15 protein-coding genes are annotated in these 20888 nt (G+C 47.0%); 7 read left to right on the top strand and 8 right to left on the bottom strand.

Features of this window, described 5'->3' with window-relative positions; translation table 11 throughout:
* Nucleotides 1–111 precede the first annotated feature (111 nt).
* From QUA38_RS01265 to QUA38_RS01290, 6 genes are all read left to right on the top strand, one after another.
* A complete protein-coding gene (locus QUA38_RS01265) occupies nucleotides 112–1206 on the top strand; it encodes a Get3/ArsA fold putative tail anchor-mediating ATPase NosAFP (RefSeq protein ID WP_333158503.1) in 1095 nt (364 codons plus the stop codon).
* 214 nt (nucleotides 1207–1420) lie between these two features.
* Nucleotides 1421–4453 (top strand): tetratricopeptide repeat protein, encoded by a 3033-nt coding sequence (locus tag QUA38_RS01270; protein WP_333158505.1) that lies wholly within the window; start codon nucleotides 1421–1423, stop codon nucleotides 4451–4453.
* Between the two features lie 6 nt (nucleotides 4454–4459).
* Nucleotides 4460–4885: a hypothetical protein gene (locus QUA38_RS01275; RefSeq protein ID WP_333158507.1), complete on the top strand. Its 426-nt coding sequence runs from the start codon at nucleotides 4460–4462 to the stop codon at nucleotides 4883–4885.
* Nucleotides 4886–5046: 161 nt separating this feature from the next.
* Nucleotides 5047–6372, top strand: coding sequence for a hypothetical protein (locus QUA38_RS01280; protein WP_333158509.1), 1326 nt, complete (start codon nucleotides 5047–5049; stop codon nucleotides 6370–6372).
* Nucleotides 6373–6473: 101 nt separating this feature from the next.
* Complete coding sequence (locus tag QUA38_RS01285; RefSeq protein ID WP_333158511.1) at nucleotides 6474–6866, top strand: peptidase; 393 nt, start codon at nucleotides 6474–6476, stop codon at nucleotides 6864–6866.
* Nucleotides 6856–7260, top strand: coding sequence for a HEPN domain-containing protein (locus QUA38_RS01290; RefSeq protein ID WP_333158512.1), 405 nt, complete (start codon nucleotides 6856–6858; stop codon nucleotides 7258–7260). The genes QUA38_RS01285 and QUA38_RS01290 overlap by 11 nt, the downstream gene beginning before the upstream one ends.
* A 93-nt stretch (nucleotides 7261–7353) precedes the next feature.
* On the opposite strand, the gene QUA38_RS01295 is transcribed toward QUA38_RS01290, so the two are convergent.
* Complete coding sequence (locus QUA38_RS01295) at nucleotides 7354–9420, bottom strand: elongation factor G (protein WP_333158514.1); 2067 nt, start codon at nucleotides 9418–9420, stop codon at nucleotides 7354–7356.
* Nucleotides 9421–9735: 315 nt separating this feature from the next.
* Nucleotides 9736–11649, bottom strand: a complete 1914-nt coding sequence (locus tag QUA38_RS01300; protein ID WP_333158516.1) for a heavy metal translocating P-type ATPase — start codon at nucleotides 11647–11649, stop codon at nucleotides 9736–9738.
* A gap of 151 nt (nucleotides 11650–11800) precedes the next feature.
* Between QUA38_RS01300 and QUA38_RS01305 the strand changes: the two genes are divergently transcribed.
* On the top strand, nucleotides 11801–12901 hold the full coding sequence (locus QUA38_RS01305) for a precorrin-8X methylmutase (RefSeq protein WP_333158518.1): 1101 nt from the start codon (nucleotides 11801–11803) through the stop codon (nucleotides 12899–12901).
* Between the two features lie 330 nt (nucleotides 12902–13231).
* On the opposite strand, the gene QUA38_RS01310 is transcribed toward QUA38_RS01305, so the two are convergent.
* The 6 genes from QUA38_RS01310 to QUA38_RS01335 all read right to left on the bottom strand — a co-directional run bounded on the left by QUA38_RS01310 (nucleotide 13232) and on the right by QUA38_RS01335 (nucleotide 20864).
* Nucleotides 13232–13771 (bottom strand): MgtC/SapB family protein, encoded by a 540-nt coding sequence (locus QUA38_RS01310; RefSeq protein WP_333158519.1) that lies wholly within the window; start codon nucleotides 13769–13771, stop codon nucleotides 13232–13234.
* Nucleotides 13772–14039: 268 nt separating this feature from the next.
* Nucleotides 14040–16157 carry a DNA-binding protein gene (locus QUA38_RS01315; RefSeq protein WP_333158521.1) on the bottom strand — a complete coding sequence of 706 codons (2118 nt, stop codon included), beginning with the start codon at nucleotides 16155–16157 and terminating at the stop codon, nucleotides 14040–14042.
* 264 nt (nucleotides 16158–16421) lie between these two features.
* Complete coding sequence (locus QUA38_RS01320) at nucleotides 16422–18188, bottom strand: NACHT C-terminal helical domain 2-containing protein (protein ID WP_333158523.1); 1767 nt, start codon at nucleotides 18186–18188, stop codon at nucleotides 16422–16424.
* A 351-nt stretch (nucleotides 18189–18539) separates the two neighbouring features.
* Entirely contained in the window at nucleotides 18540–19232 is a 693-nt protein-coding gene (locus QUA38_RS01325; RefSeq protein ID WP_333158525.1) for a hypothetical protein, read from the bottom strand.
* A gap of 151 nt (nucleotides 19233–19383) precedes the next feature.
* On the bottom strand, nucleotides 19384–20055 hold the full coding sequence (locus QUA38_RS01330; protein WP_333158527.1) for a hypothetical protein: 672 nt from the start codon (nucleotides 20053–20055) through the stop codon (nucleotides 19384–19386).
* A 38-nt stretch (nucleotides 20056–20093) separates the two neighbouring features.
* Nucleotides 20094–20864, bottom strand: a complete 771-nt coding sequence (locus QUA38_RS01335; RefSeq protein ID WP_333158529.1) for a PP2C family serine/threonine-protein phosphatase — start codon at nucleotides 20862–20864, stop codon at nucleotides 20094–20096.
* Nucleotides 20865–20888 lie beyond the last annotated feature (24 nt).

The following is a 20888-nucleotide window of genomic DNA, read 5'->3' on the forward strand; positions in this document are numbered from 1 at the left end:
ATTCTTCCCCTCTCCCACTCTCCCACTCTCCGACTCTCCTCTTCCTCCCCCACTCTGGCTGAAGGTTGCGCTTAAATGTTAAAGAGTAAGCTTTGGCAGTGAGAACAGAAAATGGCTTTGATTTTGACATTTTTGGGCAAAGGCGGCACTGGCCGCAGCACGATCGCGATCGCAACAGCTAAAAAATACGCGGCTCAAGGCAAGCGAGTTCTGCTGCTCGGCCAAGATCCGGGCCCTGCATTGGGTATTCTGCTAGGGGCTCCCCTGACTCTCAACCCTCAGGAAATCGCCCCCAACCTCAAAGCAGTTCAGGTGCAAAGCGCGCCGCTGCTAGAACGCAGGTGGGACGAAGTTAAACAACTAGAAGCTCAATATGTCCGCACTCCGTTTTTCAAGCAGATTTACGGTCAAGAATTAGGAGTATTACCCGGAATGGACAGCGCGCTGGCGTTGAACGAACTTCGGGAATACGAGGACAGCAAACAATACGATGTAATTGTTTATGACGGCAATGGCGGCATGGATACGCTGCGGATGCTGGGAATGCCGGAAATTCTGAGTTGGTATATCCGCAGGTTCCGTCAAGCTTTGGTAGATTCGGATTTGGGTAAAGCTTTGTCGCCTTTTATTCAACCGGTTGTCAGTACCGTGTTGACTGTGGATTTGTCGGGAGACAATGCTTTTCAATCTACGAAGCAAGTCGATAATCTTTTGGATAAGGGTAAGGAAGCGCTGGCAGATCCGAACCGCACGGCGGCTTTTTTGGTGACGACTGGGGATGCAAGTGCGATCGCAACTGCCCGCTATCTTTGGGGAAGTTCTCAACAAGTTGGTTTGACTGTGGGCGGTGTCATTGTTAATCAAGCATCGGTTACAGAAGCTATTACTGCCGATTTTGAGCCTTTGACGGCTGTTGCGGTTCCAGCGCACAGTGACAATAATTGGCAGCCGCTAATTGATGCTTTGCCAGATTTTTCTGAGGCCGCAAAAGCTCCTAAACCGATTAACATAAACATTGCACAGCGTCAAGTTAGTTTGTTTTTGCCTGGGTTTGACAAGAAAGAAATTAAATTGATTCAATCCGGGCCGGAAGTGACGATCGAAGCGGGCGATCAGCGGCGCAATATTTTGCTGCCTCCGGCGCTAACTGGGAAGTCTGTTACTGGTGCTAAGTTCCTGAATGGTTACTTGATTATTTCTTTTTAGGGTAAGGAAGAAGATCGTTTCTAGTAAGGACTAAAGTCCTTAGTTCCCCGAAAATTATTTGGGGTAGGGAGACGGCATTGCCGTATCCTCTGCGGCCAAAGTCAGGACACGGCAGTGCCGTTTCCCTACAATTAATCGAGGGTAGGGAGACGGCATTGCCGTGTCCTCCGTTGCTTATGTTACAATTTCCAACAACACATCACCAACCCAGCCAATGCTCCGACAAATTTGGCAAAGCATCCTCAACCTGTGGCGGCAAATTCAGCGACATTTCCGCAAACCAGTACCCCCAGCGCCAAAGCCAACTCCGATTCGCTCTTTTGGGGAATACGAACAGAAATTTTTGCAACTGTTAGAGGGTGTTGAACAAGGCTGGAGTCGGGGCGATATTAAAGGCTTTTTAATCGGCTGCAAAATCAAAGATGCTGAGTGGGAAAACGGGCTGCAAGAATTTGGAGAAAGGTTGCTGGTATCGCAGGAAACGCATTTAGAATTGGGTGGGCGAATGGTGCGGCTGGGTGAGATGAATTGCGGGAGAATTAGTGAGGTTGCTCGCAATATCGGCAGGCAATTGTTGGCTGGGGAGAGTTTGAATAGGAAGAATGAGGAAGGGCGATCGGTTATAAGTGAAAATATTGTTACTCGATTGTTGGCTGAGGAGAGTTTGAGCGTTTCTTCTACAGATAATTCATCGGATGCTAACCAACCCTACTCAATCTCGCAGTCAGAACTCATAGCAAGAGGAATCAGTCAAGAGGCTATAGAATTATTTAACCAAGCAACAGAGAGTCGTAATGCAGGAGATTTAGAAGGCGCACTTTGCTTTAGCGAACAAGCGATTAAAATTCAACCAAACTACGCTGCTGCATGGTATCGGAAAGGGAGTATTATGGCTGATTTAGCCCGCAACAGTGAGGCGATCGCAGCCTACGAGAAAGCCTTAGAAATTGATCCCAAATTCCACTATGCCTGGAATGGGCTGGGCAATGCCCTAAAAGAGTTGGGCGACAACAGTGAGGCGATCGCAGCCTACGAGAAAGCCTTAGAAATTGCTCCCAAATTCCACTATGCCTGGAACGGGCTGGGCAATGCCCTAAAAGAGTTGGGCCGCAACAGTGAGGCGATCGCAGCCTACGAGAAAGCCTCAGAAATTGACCCCAAAATCCACCATGAGTGGAACTTGCTGGGCAATGCCCTAAAAGAGTTGGATCGCAACAGTGAGGCGATCGCAGCCTACGAGAAAGCCTTAGAAATAGAACCCAAATTCCACTATGCCTGGAACGGGCTGGGCAATGCCCTAAAAGAGTTGGGCCACTACAGTGATGCGATCGCAGCCTACGAGAAAGCCTTAGAAATTAACCCGAAATACCACTATGCCTGGAACGGGCTGGGTCTTACCCTAAATGATTTGGGCCGCTACAGTGACGCGATCGCACGCTTCGATAAAGCCTTAGAAATTACAGGCAATCAATTCTGCGAAGCTTGGGTAAATCGAGGTTGGGTATTTTTTAACTCAGGGCGCTACAGTGAAGCTATTCAAAACTGGGATCAAGGCTTACAGAAATATCAGCGCAGCAACCGCGATTATAGCTTAGCTTGTGCCAATTTGCACCAGCAAAAAGGCAAGGCACACTACATATACGGCAAACAAAGACCCAATTATTTGGAATTTTTCCACAAAGCCAAAGCCAGCTATGAACAAGCCCGCGAGTTTTTGAAATCCCCCCCCTTTCAAGAACCTTATTTAGTAGTATGGCAAGACTTAATTACCGTCTGCCGTAGCTTGGGAGATCCCAAAATCAGCCAGTACCTTACCGAAGCTACTCTCCTGCTAGAAGACTTAATTTTAAACCATGAAACTCACCCCGAAATAAAACTGCGACTCCAGCGCAGATTTGCCGGACTTTACCAGTTAGAAGTCGATACCCTCGTCGAGTCTGGCGACAAGGTAAAAGCACTGGAAAAAGCCGAATTGCGAAAAAACTTTTGCCTCCAATGGATGCGCCCAGGTTGGCAAAATCACACCGATAGCCCGACTTATCCCCAAATCCGAGACTTACTGGCAAACAACACCGAAACAGCGATTATTTACTGGCATCTCAGCCCAGTTTCCCTGACTGCTTTTATCATTACCCTAGAAAAGTTTGAAGTTATCTCCACTTTCTTCGCAAAGGGTAACACTCAGAGTTTAGAAAAATGCCTGCAAAACTGGAAAACTAACTATCAAAATTACGGCAATACTACCAGCAAACAGCAAAGCAAAGAATCCCATCCCTGGCGCGAGTCAATGACAGCGCAATTGCAACTACTCGCTGACATCCTCAAAATTCCCGAAATTTGTACGCACCTCACCAATATCCAACACTTAATCTTAATTCCCCACCGCGACTTGCACCTGCTGCCCCTAGATTCTCTATTTTTTCCTCCGTTTTTCGCAGAGTCTTTTACAGATACTCGGCAAATCAAAATCCGCAGGGTTACGCGCCTCCCCAGCGCTCAAATAGCCATCCAACAGCAACAAAACCCCACGGAAATTGCGCCCAAGTCACTGCTGATGGTAGAGGACTCACAAGGCAAAAGCGCCTTAAAATTCACCCAAATAGAAGCAGCGGCCATCTGTCAAATTAACCAGACTGAGCGCGCCTCCAATGCAACCACCAAAACCGCAATTATTGAAGCACTAAAAGCCAATAGCGGCATCTTTCATTATACAGGTCACGCCTACCACAACACCAAAAAATCCGAGGCTTCGGCGTTAAAGTTAGCCGAAGACGAAGAATTGACGTTGACCGACATTTTACGGTTAAAACTTGTCAATTATTACCTAGTCTGCCTCAGCGCTTGCGAAACCGGCATCACCAACAAAGGCGAGTTAATCGATGAATTCGTGGGCATAGCCAGCGGCTTTTTGCCGGAGACTAATTATATTATCAGCACACTGTGGCGAGTGGACGAACGTTCTAGCGCTTTGTTAATGATTTATTTCTACCAGTTATGGAAGCAGGGAATCCAGCCGCCGTTCGCCCTGCAACAAGCAAAAGATTGGCTCAGAGAACTCACGAATGGTAAGCTAGGCGAGTGGTACGCCGGAGAGTTGCTGCCTTTGCTGAGAGAGGCTGAGTTTGACAACATCTTTTTCTTTGAAAGGGAAGCCTCACGACTGCAAAAAAAATTAGCTAAAATAGATGAGAAACCCTACGAGCACCCTTACCACTGGGCTGCTTTCACTATCACCGGCAACGGCTAAAATATTATGACTTCTACACAAGTTACTTTATCGGGATTCGATCCGTTTGCGCCGAAGGCTTTTTTAATCGCCCTCACGAGATTTGAAGCACCTCTTTCGCCTGAGTTGATAGCTGAAGTGAATCAGGTTGGTGCAGCTTTGGTGAGTGGCGACTTACAGAAAGCGGCTTTGCTTGTTGATATCGCTCAAAAAGATGCTGCTTTTTCTGAGTGTTTTAATGAGGCTTATGAGGAGTTGCAGGAACTTGATGAGTCGGAGGAAAAGAATAAGTATTCGCGTGAGTTAAATGAAAATACTCCGCCGCGGCAGACTGATGATTATAATAATTTTTTGGCACCTCCTTTGACTAATCCTAATCCGCAGAGTGTGGCGAAGCGGTTGTTGGGAAAGGCTACTGATTTGGTTGAACTGGTTTATCGGTTGAGGTTTTAGTCCTCTCGATCCCCCCTAACCCCCCTTAAGAAGGGGGGGACAAGAGTGTTCCAAGTCATGATTTGTAAGAGGGATATAAAAGTGTTCTCTCGCGTCCCCCTTATTAAGGGGGATTTAGGGGGATCGAGACTCGACAACAAGCGACATTTATTACATATTTTATGCTCAAATTAGTTGACCCTACCCTGAATTTATTTAGCTACACTCTCAAACAAGGATTGGGTGTCGGTGAACCGGAAACTCGCAAAATCTACGTCAAATTTTTAGATGCTTTAGCTGAACAACTTCACCAAAAGCTGAATGTTTCTTTTACTCCCGAACAAAAACAAAAATTTCTGGCGCTACAGGAGAAAATAGAAGCCGATTTACCTTTTACAGGAAATCTCAACAGTTATCTTGTCAAGGGCCGCTACCGCTGCTGTAATGTTACGGATAATTACCAACTTTGGTTTGATGGTTTTGTAGATGGTAAGTATGAAAGTACACAAGTTATTAAATTGATTGAAAGTTTGCAATATTTAATTCCTGAACCACCAGAGTTGGAAAATATTGGTCAAACTTGGATGCTTTCGGGTTGGCTGGAATCTGGGACTGATTTGGAAGGGGAAGAACTTGCAAAACAGGTTTACAAGCGTTTGTTTGCAAAAGATGGTGTTTCTCAAGGCAGCGGTGAATTTTTAGGTGGGAAAGTATTTGAGTTTTGTGGCGACAAGATTGAGGATAATTTGCAACTTTTGGTGATTTTGTACCCCGATGAAGCTGCTTTTCGGGAATGTAGCAATTTTGATATAAGTTGGCTGGATTTACTGTGTTACCGCCATAAAATTATCTGGGCTTATGATAAAAGTCTACTTTTAAAGGATCGATTGGTGAGTAATTATAACCAAATTGTGGGGATGAGGAATACTTCTCGTCTCAATCTAAAGAAACTCCGGGAGGCGATGGGAAAATTGTCTGAGTTTGCGATCGACCTTAATTATTTGGAGTTGCAACAGAGTACAGTTAATGTTAATCTGGAGAAGTATGAGGCTAAGCTGGCCGAAATTCAAGCTAAGGCTAGACCTACTGATGATTTGAAGTTTTTGCAGGATTTTTGCGATCGGGCTAAACAACACTATCCCAAGCAAATCCAAAAAGATATTGACAATTTTCGTCCTTGTTTGGAAATATTGCGGAGTCTGACTGATACAATTAGAGGTACGGTAGAGATTAGGAAAGCTGAGAGCGATCGCACTTTTCAGACAATAGTCGGTATAGTCGGAGTCGGGCTGTCTACTGCTGGTACTGTAGGTTCTGCGGCTGCTAATTTTAAAACGGAAATCGAAGCAAATCCTACTATCAATACTGCCATAAATACGTTTGTACCAATTTTCGCTCCGGGTTCGGGATTGAGGGTAATTATGGGATTTAGTATTTTATCTGGAGTAGCAGCTAGTCTGCTGACAGCGATAATTATAGTAGTATGGCCGCGCATTTTTCGCCGTTAGTCTCGGTTGATGACATAATCGCGTTCGCGCCCCACGTCCTTACAAAATAGCGATCGTAGTTGCTAAAATATCAACAAGCAAAGCACTCCCAATCAACGATTATGACTGCCATCCAAGAGCCAACCATTAAAACGACGCCCTTTGACGATTTAATCGCCGATTTCAATAAAATAAGAAGTATCTACACAGTAGAAGAACCTCTAGAAGCCTTTAAGTTAATCATCGACCAAGAAGTGATGGTAAGTTTAATTTTAGAAGCGCACTCTAAAATTAGAGAACTATTTCCTACGGAAAGATTAGGCTTGGAAGTGAAAACCGATCCAGAAATTGCCAACTGGCGATCGCTGTGGATTGCTATCTACACTAAACTCGAAGTCGAGGAAGCTGTTGCAAAGTTAAACATCCTTGATGATAGTTGGTGGCTCGAAGCTAAAATAGCGGCCCCCAAAAATGATTTACATATTAGCCTTGAATGGGAGTCAAATGAGATTTGATTGGTCTGAATATTTTAATTTAGGTCAAGAGTTAGCTGCCACGAATAGTGACAGTTCAGCTAACAGGGAAGCCAAGTTGCGCTCAGCGATAAGTAGAGCATACTATTCGACATTTTGCCTAGCGCGAAATTACTTGCGCGACATTGAAAAAGACCCAAGACTTTTTCGTAAGAATCGCGATATCAACGAACATCAATATATAGCAGAAGAATTTATATACCACCCAACTAAAAAGAAAAACATGGTCAAAATAGGTGAAAATTTAAGCAGATTGAGAGAACTTAGGAATAAAGCTGATTATGAAGATACTATGTTTAACTTGCAAAGAGAAGCAAGAAATGCGTTAATGCTAGCTGAGAATATTATTTCAGCGTTAAGTAACTTAACTGAATAATCCCAGAAATGGGAATCGATCGCAATAAACTTTAATGGCAACTCCTGCAAAAACCCGGTTTATTGAAGAAACCGGGTTTTTTAAGACAATTACCTAACTTTTACCGTTACCGTTTCCATTGCCACCAGTCGTTTGCAAAACCCGCTTAGCTAAAGGTTCCGGCACTTCTTGCAATCGATCGAACTCCCAATTAAAAAATCCTACTCCCATTGTCTGCGATCGCAATTCTACGATCAAATTCTGCATTTCTGCGATCGGCAAATAAGCAGAAACTGCATCCCATCCCTTCCAGTCTTTTTTACCTTCGTAGCCGAGAATTTGGCCGCGGTGTCCGCTGACCAACTGCAACACCTTTGATGTACACTCGTTCGGAGCACAAATTTCAACTTTGGCGATCGGCTCCAGCAATGCCGGTTCGCACTTGGCCATTCCCTCCTGCATCGCCAAACGCGCCGCTTGCTTGAAAGCTTGTTCGGAACTGTCCACAGAATGGTAGGAACCGTTCGTCAGCGTCACCGCTACGTCTACCACCGGGAAACCCAGCGGGCCGCGGTCCAAATACTCGCGCACTCCCACTTCCACGCCGGGAATGTACTGTTTTGGGACGACGCCGCCGACTATTTTGTCGGTGAAATTGAAGCCTTCGCCTCGTGGCTGCGGTTGAATGTCGAGGTACACGTCGCCAAACTGTCCGTGTCCGCCGCTTTGGTGTTTGTAGCGGCCGTGGATGGAAGATGCAGGTTTGCGGATGGTTTCTTTGTACGGCACTTGCGGTAAGTGAGTTACCATCGGCAAGTTATACTTGCGGCGCAACCTGTCTAAGGCTACTTTCAGGTGGATTTCGCCTTGACCCCAAAGTATAATTTCGTGAGTGTCGCCGTGCTGTTCCCAGACTAAAGATGGGTCTTCTTCTAGCAATTTAGCTAAAGCGGAGCTCAGCTTAACTTCATCGTTGCGCTTTTCTGGGACGATCGCCAGTGCGTAGACAGGCGGGATGATTTCGGCTTTTGGCAATTCTTCCGATCGGTCTAGGGCCAGCGTATCGCCTGTTTTCACGCCTTCTAGCCTTCCCAAAGCCACAATTTCCCCGGCGCTGACAGACTGCAAACTTTGCGTTTGCTGGCCACTCAAGCGGTACAAACCGTTAACTCGAACGCCGTTCAAAATTGCTCCGTCTGCCAGCGTCCCCCGCCACATTCTCACTAACGATAGTTTGCCTCCCTGGGGCGTGTAATAGGTTTTGAGGATTTGAGCCAGAACTTTGTTTTCACTTAGTATAATGCGGCGGCGATCGGCTGTAGTTTCCGGTGTCGGCGCTTCCCTCAGCAAAGCTTCCAGCAGAGGCCGCACGCCGAAATCTTGTTCGGCGATGCCGATGAATACTGGCACAATTAAATCTGCGCCTAATTCCATCTTTAAATCGCGGGTAATTTCTTCGGCGTCGGGATTGATTTCTTCGAGCAATTCTTCGAGTAAATGGTCGTCAAAATTCGCCAATTCTTCGAGCATTTGCTGCCGCGCTGCGCTTTCTTGTGCTTTGAGGTGTTCTGGAAGCGGGACGGGATCTGCGGCGGCGCCGGGATGGTAGTGGTAAGCTTGTTCGGTTACTAAGTCGATAAAACCGATGATTTGTTCGTTTTTGCCGATCGGATATTGGTGAGGTACGATCGGTCTGCTGGAAACGGATTTGAGCGCCTCGAGCACGTCGGTGAAATTGCTGCCGCAAGTAGTTTCGTCTGTGCAAGCTCGATCGATCTTGTTGATGAAAACTAGGTGGGGAATTTCCCAATCATCGAGGAATTTAAACAGGGGTGCGAGGGTTAAAGTGCGATCGGCAACTGGTTCGCAAACAATTATCGCCGCATCCACACCAATCAGCGCATTGTAAGTTTCTTGGGCAAATTCTACCGAGCCCGGACAGTCGAGAAATGTGAAGCGGACGCCTTCATATTCAGCGGTGGCGGCGTTTACTTCTACGCTCATTTGGCGATCGCGTGCTTCCGGCGAACTATCACCTATTGTATTGCTATCCTTGGCATTACCTTTGCGGGTAATTGTCCCTGTCACCGACAGCAAACTTTCGAGCAGTGCGGTTTTACCGCTTAAATAAGGGCCAACAATTGCAACGTTCCGCGTGGCCCCAATGACTTTTTGGTTCATAATAGCCTCCAACAGAAAACTTGTTTTCCATTGCTCTTGGTGCAATCTGTTCTATACCATTTTCTAGACTTTTTCTAGGTTAATTTTTATTGCAGTGTCGAGCAATTTCAGATTTTGGTATGATTCTATACTTTTGACGCTAGCGTATTTTGAGTGACGCAAACACAAATTGTAGTTTTTCTTAATATTTTAAATTTTTAACCGCAGATGAAGGCAGATTAACGCAGATGAACGCAGATAAAATTTTGGTTCCCAGGAAGAGCCTGAGAACGCATTTCACTCTTGCTCTGCTTCGATTTTAGCTGTTTTTCGTGTCTAATTTCTCAGCAGTCGCAAACCGCTTAAGGTTACGATTACTGTAGAGCCTTCGTGACCGATGACGCCGAAAGGCATGGTGATATTTCCGAAAAAATTAGCCGCCAATAACAGCACAATGCAACTGAGTGCAAAAATAATGTTTTGTTTGACAACTTTTTGAGCGCGGCGGCCCAAACTAATTGCTTTAGCTAGTTGCTCTAACTTATCTGCCATTAATACGATATCAGCAGTTTCTAAAGCAACATCGCTGCCGGAAATTCCCATCGCAATGCCCACGGAAGCTTGAGCGAGGGCGGGGGCGTCGTTGATGCCGTCTCCTACCATTGCTACAGTTTGATACTGGGTTTGCAGTTGTTTTATTGCCTGCACTTTGTCTTCTGGCAAAAGTTCGGCGTACACTTCATTTATGCCTAATTGACGGGCGATGTGTTGAGCTGTTTGCTCGTTGTCGCCGGTTAGCATAATTATATGTTCTACGCCTAATTTTTGCAAGCGTTTTACCGTTGCTGCTGCTTCGGGGCGGAGGGTGTCTGCTACTGCAATGATTCCCAAAAGCTGAGCGCCTTTTGCTACCCAAACAACTGTTTTACCTTCGGCTTGCAACTGCTGGCTGATTTGAGTCAGTTCGGAAGTAGCTTCGACAAATTCGGCTTTACCAATGGCAATGATTTGATTGTTGACTTTGCCGACAATTCCTTGACCGATTTTTGCTTGTACGTCGGTAGCCGTTGACAATTGTAACTGTTGCTGCTGGGCGGCGCTGACTATTGAAGAGGCGATCGCGTGTTCGGAATGAGCTTCTAGGGCTGCTGCCAATTGCAGAACTTCTGTTTCAGTATATCCGGCTGCTGGTACAATTTGGATAACTTCAGGTTTTCCCGTGGTGAGAGTTCCGGTTTTGTCAAAGGCGATCGCCCTGACTTTACCAATCATCTCTAATTGCGCGCCACTTTTAAACAAAATCCCCTGTCTCGCCCCATTAGCAATTCCCGAAAGCAGCGCCGGCATAATCGAAGCCATCAGCGCGCAGGGGGATGCGACTACTAGGAAAATCAGCGCCCGATAAATTGTCTCTTCCCAATTCCATCCCAAAACAAAGGGCGGCAAAGTTGCCAGAAGCAAGCCTAAACCGACAATTAATTTGGCATAACCGCGCTCGAATTTTTCCACAAACATTTGAGAAGCCGGCGCTGCTGTTTGCGCTTCTTGAACCAGCCGAATCACTCGCTGAATCAAGCTGCTTTCTGGAGTTTTATGAACTTCGAGTTTCAGCGCGCCGACACCGTTAATTGTACCTGCATAGACTTCATCGCCCCTGGTTTTTTCCACGGGCATCGATTCGCCGGTAATCGAGGCTTGATCGATCGCACTGTAGCCTTCAATAATTATCGCATCTGTGGGGATGATTTCTCCGGGCTTGACTAAAATGTAATCGCCAATTTCCAATTTGCCGATCGCAACTTCCCGTTCCCCGCCGTACATTACCACCCTAGCAGTATCCGCAGTCAAACTCATCAAACTGCGGATGCTGCGTTCAGTCCGCTGCATAGCATAACCTTCAAGCGCGCCGCTAATTGCAAAGATTAAAATCAACACCGCACCGTCAACAATTAAATGATATTCTTGCCGCCATAGCCCCAAACCGGCCGCGCCCAAAGCAGCAACAATCATTAACAAATCTACATCTAATTCGCGTTCTTGAAAAAGCGTAGTTAAGCCTTCGCGGGTACTGGAATAGCCGCCGATAACATAAGCTGCGGGCAAGATTAACACGGCTACACCCAGCCAGCCGAATTGCAGCGCTAGCGAACCCAAGATTACTAGAATTCCGCACAGGGCGGCAGTCACAGCATCTGGATGTTCTTCTGCTAACTGGGAGATGTGAGAAAGTGACAAAGAATTAGAAGTCATTTGTAAAGCTTGATTTAGTAGAATGACTCCTGTAGCCTAAACATTGACATTAATGTCAATGTCAAGAGTAAAACCAAACAAAATTACAAAACTCAATAACCATCCATACCCATCCGCGTTTATCCGCCCATATCTGCGGTTAAAAAATCCAATGCAAGAATACCTGACAATCAAACAACTTACAGAAGCGGTAAAAGGCACAATTACCCCTCGGATGGTGCGACATTATCACGCTTTGGGGCTGCTATCTCCGGCGGTACGATCGACCTCTAACTACAGACTGTACACCCGCAGCGACGTGCAAAGACTGCAAAGAATAGTTGCACTCAAGCAGCAAGGCTTTCAACTGTCTCACATCCGCAAACTGTTAGAAACTGACGCGGATGCTTCCCCAAACGCGCTGATGGCGACTCTGCAACGGCAATATCTGTCGGTTATTCAGCAAATTGTTCGCCTCAGAGAAACGGCTTCGGCGCTGGAAGGATTGCTGGGGCGGGATATTTCCTGTCAAGCTGTGCAAGCCGACGCATTGGCGCAATTAAGGCTGTTGCAGGCGGAAACTGAGGGGGGGTTGGATGAGTTGGAACAACTTTGGGAGGGTTGGGATGCGGGGGCGCACACTCACCCGGAGGATTTTGGGGAGTCGTTGCAGCTTTTGTTGCCGGATTTGGGCGATCGCTCGGAAATTGAGGTAGACTTGCTTTCAAAACTGGTGTTAGCCTGCGGAGATTGTTCGCTGCTGCCGTTTGTGAAGTTGAGCGAAACGGCGATTAAATCGGCGCGGGAAGCTTTGAAAAATCAGTGTCAAATTGTGGCTGATGTGCCGCCTGTTTTTGCAGCTTTGGATCGGACTAGATTGGCGCATTTGGGAACAAGTATTGAAACTTTAATTGATGACCCGCACATCAATGCTGCGGCGGAAGCGGAACAGGAATTCTGGCGGCAGGGTGAGTGGTTGGAAAAGTTATTGAAACTGGAAAAAGGCTGTATATTGGTAATAGGATACGCGCCGTCTGTGCTGATGGCGGTTTGCGAGGCGATCGAGTGTGGGCAACTGCAACCGGCTTTGGTAATTGGTATGCCGATCGGTTTTAGTCATTCTCCGGTGGCGAAACGGCGGTTAGTGCGATCGGGCGTTGCTTATATTACGACTGTGGGGACTTTTGGCGGCGGATTGTTGGCGGCAGTTGCTTTGAATGCTTTGGTTGAGTCTTTGATTGAAAAGCCGAATTGTCATTGTCATCTTAAGTAAAAATTGGCTTGAGAAAAGCGTACAAATCAAATTTTCCTGTATCGGAATTTGTTTGATCGCACAATTCTGGCTTGAAACCTAGTTCAAAGAGTATGGCAAAAAGAAGTGTTTATATTCTAAGTATTACTCCGATTTTTCGGGGTTTAAGACAGCAATATCTGACTTCATTACTCAGGTTGCTATCACCCCTAAACAACATTTGGATTCTCTTTTAACATTAAACTTTCGGAGATTTAACCCAGAGCAATTAACCGCAAAAGGTACTCAGCTACTCACCATTATCTTTGACCGTGGTGAGTATATCTTGTACTTTTTGAAAGGGAAGTTTAGTTATTCTGGCTGCCGATCGGGCACTGAGGCTGCATCTTTGACTCGTGTTTTTGGTTGGCTGTTAGCATAAGGACGAATCAAGACAGACTTCTTAAGCCGTTTGACGCCACTCAAAACCAAGAGTGCAAACAGCGTTCCTATCAAACTCATCACCCACAAACCGCAGCCTGCCGCTGCACCTAATCCGGCAGCCAACCAAATAGTGGCGGCGGAAGTTAATCCTTTGACTTCAGCTTTACCCCGTGGGTATTGAGTTTGTTGCAGAATGATTCCGCCCCCCAGAAAGCCTACCCCTGTGGCAACTCCTTGGATAGTTCGGCTCAAAGCATTGGAAGAGGAAAAGGTGCTGTCGCCATCCATCTGCAAAGGAATCATTACAAATATAGCTGCGCCTAGACTCACAATCATAAAGGTTCTTAAACCTGCTGGTCTACCTGGCTGCTGGCGGTTCATGCCGATCGCGAAGCCTACCAGTAGTGCAGCCGTCAGCCTAAAGGTGACTGTTTGCCAATCGTTGGGGCTGAAAAAGATAGAACTCATTGCCTGTAATCCTACTAGAACTCGCTCTTCACGCGCACGCATTCCCAGGCGTGGCAGGCTGACTTCATGTAACTCCAGTTAGTCGCTAGATTTACTAGGGAATCAGGTTAAGTTTAAGTTAAGACTAAGTTAAATTCAAGTAGAGGTTCGGCTTGATGTGCGTCCCCGAAACGTCAAACGCTGGAAGTCGTACGCTTTGTGGAGGCGCTTGGCTAATAGGTTGCAGAGAAATATCTGCAGTTGCAAATTTACATCGTTGCTTCTTTCTTCACCACTTCCCCAAAGCCCCCCAAACAGTACCCGAAACCACCCCCCAAATCGCCCCCAAACCAGCCCCCACGATCGCCCCCGCCACAGGTCCCAACTCCACCGGCACCCCAGCGCTAACAGCCGGAAACATCGCAGACACCCCCGCACCTAACACCGCACCCGCAAAAGTACCCAAAAAACTGCCCCAAATCGCCCCCAAAGTCCCACCACTTACACCCGAAGGCTGAAACGAAATCGGCAACTTCGGCGAAAACCCGCAAAAACCCAACAAACCCCCAGAAACCACACCTCCAAGAGCACCCACACCAGCCGCCACGATCGCCACACCCAGCAGCAAACCCGCAAACTCATTCACCGGCCGCATCTGGACACCGTATTGCTGCCAAACAACCAGCCCAGTCCCCAAAAAAACACCAGCCAGAGTCCCCACAAACGAGCCCCAGACAGCCCCCAAATACCCTCCTCGTCGGCCCCACACCCTCCCCATTGGCAGCGCCAGAGGAGGCTGAAAAGTTGCCCAAACACAGCCCCAGAGAGCACCAACCCCCGCCCCAGCCAAAATCCTCTCCCCGATCCCCGGAGTGCTATTAATCGCGCCAAACACCGCACCGCCGATCGCCGCCAACAAGAAAGCCCCCCAAGACGCCCCCACCAAAACTCCGCCCCACTTCCGCCAAATCTGATTCGGCGGCAAAGTAAAAACGCCCCACATCATCCCAAAAAAACAGCCCCAAATCGTACCAACAAAAATCGCCCCCAAAATAGCGCCGCCGCCCTCAGCTATTACCGAATAAATCCCCCCGATCGCCGCCAAACACAAACTACCCCAAACACCTCCCCAAGCAGCATCCTGAACAATGCGCTCAAACTTGCCCACCGGAACCCGAGGCGCCGGAGTCCGACTCCGAGAAGACATCGGCATCGGTAGCAAGGGCACTGCGTACTGGCCGAGGGGGCGCGGCAGCCCCGTGGCGGGCTGTTGCCGACGCATTGCGGGCTGGGTCACGACGGGCGGTGGTTGGGGCTTTTTACGCTTGATTTTCGCGGGCTGCAAGTGCAATCCGTTGCTGACTGCTTGTCGCGAAGGAAACGGATCGCGGCCTTTGAGGAGTTTTGCCCGATCGCACCAAGGGCACCGACTGAGATGATTTCCGTATTTATGCTGACTGTTTTTGCTGCAAGTAACTAAAGCTTCTTCCGCTTCCCGAATCGCATTCACCCAAGTTTTCGCATCCGGGCGCGCCGAAGGATTGCCGTGCCCTTCCTCAAAACAGCGGATAAACATCTGCCGCAGTCGCGGATGCAGCATCTCAAAAGGAGGCGCAGCCGGCATCGGGCGGTAGGGAATCCGTTTCGTACCTGTGGGGAAATGGCCCGATCGAATTCTCGCTTCCAAAGACGGCGGTTCGTCGCTACCGAGATAAACTCCCGCAAACGGGTGCGTACCTTCCATCAGCAATTGAAAAATTAATACAGCTAAACCGAACAAATCGTGCTCTGGAGATCGATCGATATCGCGGAAAGTCTGGCCCTGCAACTCCGGCGGCGTAAACTCGGGTTTCCCCACGGGACACCGATAAACGTAACCCGTATAAGGATCACGCACTTGGAACGAATCCGTGTCTACCAGCGTTACCAACGCCGTATCAGTGACGAGAATGTTCGACTCGTTTACGTCGCCGATGACGTAACCCCTGACGTGGAGGGCGTTTACAGCCGAGGCGAGGTTTCTGGCGGTACGGTGGAGGTAAAGATAGCTAAATAGCGGTTTTTGTTCGCGCCTGGTTTTGGGAGTGTAGAAAGTGTGTACCGGCATCACTTTGTTGACGCGCGGCATCACAAAACCAACGATTTTTTCTCGCCCGCCGACAGTATGCAGCAAATCGATCGGCCAAGCAATGGAAGCGTGTCCCGGTTCCGCGATCGGCGCATCCGGCGGCATACTGAACATGACTGTGAGTTTGTCGCCGTCTTCGTCTGTCGGTTTGTGGTAGATTTTGGCTACAAGGGACGAGTCTTGGGCGATCGGGTAGATGCGACCTTCACCCCCACTGGCGATCGCAGTTTTGGTGTCGATCGCAATCAGTTGTCCGCTAAATTGGCGCTGCAACTGCATAGAATTCCGTTATGGGATACAGGATTTGGAAGCCATGACTCAATAAACTTGACTTGCCCATTAAATCTTACCTTTGTTATGACTTAGGCACCGGTGAGGAGAGACCGGGTTTTTCACCAAAAGACGTGTTGCAGACCGCAGATTCGGTAAAAAACCCGATTTCTTGGGGGGGAGTGGTTAAGCCCTGTTGCTGTTAGTGGGATGGGCATCCCGCCCGTCCATCGATTAGTGGAATGGGCGTCTCGCCCGTCCGCGCTATCAAAATTAGATGTGAACCAGCTTCAAATCCACCGACAATAACAACATTTTATCCTCAATTTTTTGTCTGACGGCCGGTGTCACCTGACAATTATCGCTGTTGAGGCATTCCACCAGCAAGTTGTGGGCATAGTAATACTGTTTCAGCAGAGTTTTCTGTTGGGGGCGAAAGTCTCGATTGTAGTCCATCGCACTTTTGAATTTTGCCAGCCAACAGCTACCGCACTCTTTGCGCCACTTTTTCCAGTTTTGCAAATCAGGCATCTCCGTCTGAAATTGTGCCAGCAGTTGTTTAAGTTCTGGTTCAATATCCAGCGCCCAAATGCGAACCAAAATACCCGCCACATCATTATCAAAAGCCAATTTCAGAGACTCGTTAACATCTGCAAATTCTACATTTTTTCCCGCCTTTGCCAAACAATTCCGCAACTTGCGAACTTTCGATCTATCAAACTTCAGACTCGGATCGAGGACGCGAGTCAAAGCCAAATCGAGAACGCAAACTAAGGCAACATAAAAAGCGCGAATCTCGACGGGTTTGTAATTCCTTTGCACTAACTGAGACTTGTGATTTGCCCAGATTAGCAACTGCTGCAAAGTTTCATCCTTAGCCGCCATGCTGTCAATTTTTTGTTGCATCAGCAGCAAAAGTTCGTCAGCAGGTTGCAAAATGCTGACAACTCTCACAAATTCATTTTTCCACTTTTTGTCGGTAATTCGGCTGACTAATTCTGGCAGCGAGTCAGGGTTGGCACTGTCAATCACATATTCTGGTTGAGTTTCGCTTTCCTCTAGCAGTTCGTCAACTGCGCTTTTGATAAAGTTATCCACCAACCAGTCGCGGGTACGCGAGAAATTGCTCTCCAACTCTAGGTAATGACTGCCTAATTTTGCCTTAAAGTCTTTAGGAAAAATCTTTTTAGCCACTAACATATTTTTCCAGCGAGTTAGCTGGCTGGCGTTGCGTTCAGGAAAGCGGTTGTACAAATAGTCGATCGCGATCGCATCTAGAATATCCGCCCCCAGGATTTCCCGCCGTTTTACCTCGTTTTCGGTCCCAATTTTTCGCCGCTGTGTCAGATCCCCATGCTGGCTAACATTTGGTTCAATCAATTGCTGAATCAGCCAGTTTCTCCCACGAAAAAAATCTCGATCAAACTCCAAGTAAATCGCGCCAAACAAAGCTTCAAAAGTCTCTGAAAAATTTCTATTGTACTCGCTTTCTTCTGTTTGTTTCCTGTTCCAGACGCGCCAGCCTAGTTCATTTAATGTCAAATTTTGTGCAAAATCCGCAAGTTTTTTGGGATCTGCTAAATGAGCTTTTAAGGTTGAGATAGCATCGGGATCGAGTTCGGGATATTCGCGGTACAGGTAATCGGTAACAACAGCACCGAAAATCGCTCCCCCTAAGAGTGACAGCCGTTTGTACTTAACCTCTTGCCAAGCGGGAGACTCCTCCGGGCGATCGGAGTAATAGCTGGTAGAGTAACGGCAATTTAAGGCGATTTCCAGCAGTTTTGTCTGGTGAAAGCTGGGAATGTCGATCGCTGCTTTGACCGCTTCAATATCTACATTTTTATGTTTAAGTCTCTCTAATTCTTCTTCACATTTACCCCACTTTTCCAACCACTCACCGCCCGCATCTTCCACATACAAATCTACAAAATCTACCCCGTAATTCATCCATTCATCCTGCATTTTTCTGGCTGCTTCCAGTTCTTCCCAGACTTTTTGCAAGTTATTTTCAACGGTGTGCGTACCTTGTACTGTCATAGTATTTGATTTTGATGTAATTAGATTTTATTTCCAACAATTCCACCGCGATTAAATCAAATCTCAATTCAACTTAGGCCGAGTTGCTACTTATTTTCACAAGATTGATTGCTGCGGTAAATCTTCCCGTTATTTAGCCTTCGTATCAAGCACCTCTTGCCAGCATCTGGCAGACCCCTCCCGGAGACAGAAAAGGGGACGAAAAATCTTGGTCTCTTTTCCCTTTTCCAGAAGCAGGCTGGGGGTTAGCTTTTTGGCATTGTCGAAAATTGTGCAATATGTGAGTTAGTCAAATTTTTTTTCACAGAGTTTGGAGCAGTCGAACTATTCTCAGCAGCAGATATGCTTGATTTACGGGAACTTGAGGTAACGACCTGCGGGCAAATTATCACTATTATATAATGCTATATTTACTAACTGGTTCAGGAAATTTGCATCATTTTTATCATAACTTAAAAATAATCCTCTGTCAATCCCCCAATCTCGAAGAGTTTGTTGCCAATTCTGATATTTTTGTTCAGAGAATTCATCCGAAAGAGTAGTCACTTGGATACAGAGGGGCTGCTGTTGGCGGTTGCTAACGATCGAATCGGTTGCCATAGAAAGATCGGCAACATATCGATACAAAACAGTGCCTTGGCGATCGACAATTCGGGCTGCGATCGCACGAATCACGATATCATCTCCCGGATCGAATTGGCCGGCCTTGAGTTTTTGTTTCCAGATGTAAAATTTGCGATCGTTTTCGCTCAGCCATTTAGGAAATAGATAGCTGTACCAATACCTTTCCCCCGGCGTCATTAACTCAAAAGCGGCTTGCTGTTCTCTTTCCGAAGGTAGAGATTGAACTGCCAGCCAAACCTGAGAATCTCGGATAAGCTGCAGCAAAAAAGCCATCACAAATTTTTTAGCCGTTAGCGAACCGGGTTTAACATCTTTCACCCAGCGATTGATTTCATCCAATCTTCTCGCCAAACTCGGATCTATTGGATCTGCTGCGCTAATTAGGGAGTTGAGCTTATCCTTAATCTCTTGTGCTTGCAAACGACGACCTACTGTACAAACTAAAGCAGAATTGTTGACACCTCGATTTTATTATAGAACCGCGCCAAATTTTCACCGATCGCGAGACAGCGCTAACAATTTTTGTGGGGTAGGTATCCTGACAGCCCTTGACTTTATCTTTAGGAGATGTCTATTTAATAGTTGCTGCCGATTCCCGCAGGCGCAGGTACAATAAAACCAAATAAACATTCATCAACGGTGCTGCTAAAAATCCGAGTATATTACCCACAAGCTGAGATGCTAGCAAATTTCCCGTAGAACTGATTAATATGACCATCAAAACTATTGGCACAAAAGCCACAAAAACTATCAAAAAATACGAGCGAAATACCAACCACCAGTGCCCTTTCGTTAATTCCCAACTGCTACTAATACTGTCCAGCGCCGAAGAGTTATCAATGACGGTAGCGTAAAAGGAAAACATTAAGCGATATGATACATAAAGCCCGGGAATTATTAGTGCAATGCAGCCAGCAAGCACCAGCAGCAAACACATAATATAAGCCCCAATGAGTGGCAGCAATCTTTTGTTTGCTTGATTGAAAGCCTGACCTACAGTTACGGAATTTTTTCTCAAACTTCGGTAAGTGTAGAAAATCATGGCTCCCGACAACAAAGGAATTACCGCGAACCAGTAGATAATATTAAAAGCAACACCTGCAGAACCTAGCTTGCCCAAACTATTGAGCGCTGCAAATATCAAACTGAGAGAGTTAATTATCAACAGGGGAGCGTATATAGGCCCCGTAGTAGCAAATGTTTCTCGCAACAAGCTTCTGGCACTAATTCGTGGATATGTCATAATTTTTTATCCGCTTTTTGTAAGTGGAGTTGAACAGACTAAACATTGCTCGAAAAAGTTGCTAACAATAATGTTAAGTCATCATCGGTGCGTTCGGAAACGCGGGGCGATCGCAAAAATGACTCTAACTGCTGTTTCGCATCTTCTTCTTCTTTCCACTCGCCAGAAAACCGAAACAAAGGCGCAAAAAACGGTCCATGTGGCGTGCCTTCTGGGATTTTGAGAGCTAGCATTTGCAAGCCGTCGGAAAAAACAGCCAAGTGCCGCAGTTTTTCCCGCAGTACCTGAAATTGCGCTGTTTCAATTGCATTCGGCGAAATCAAAAAAATCGTTTCGTTGATGTATTCGCCGCAGGGAGGTACAGTCAGGGCGATCGCATTTCCTGCACTGTCACCTGCTACCGCCGCACCGTCGCCGATTTGAGCAACTGCGATTAATTCTGGCGTAGCAACAACCGCAATTAAAGTGCAGGCTAAATCTCTCGCAGCCACTTCCCGCACTGCAGCTTCTGCTTCTACCTGCGCCCGCGCAACTTGCAGTGATGCTGTCAAAAATACCTGCCATTCGTCGTCATTTTCAGGCAGCCTTTCTTGTTGGCAAATCGTTTCGACAACCGCTTCCACAGCAATTTTTGCCCCAACTTCTGCGAGTGCTGCCGATCCCGCACCATCGGCAACCGCTGCCGCTAAAACACCGTTTGGCAAGAGACGCCAGCAGTGGGCATCTTGACAAGGCTGCGCTCTTTTTTCGTGGCTCGTACCTATCACCGATGCCGCTACAACTTGCCAATTAAAGGATGAATTCTGCATTAATAACTCTTTAACTCAAAACTT

Origin of the sequence: Microcoleus sp. Pol12B4 (assembly GCF_036701385.1) — a bacterium.
GTDB lineage: Bacteria > Cyanobacteriota > Cyanobacteriia > Cyanobacteriales > Microcoleaceae > Microcoleus.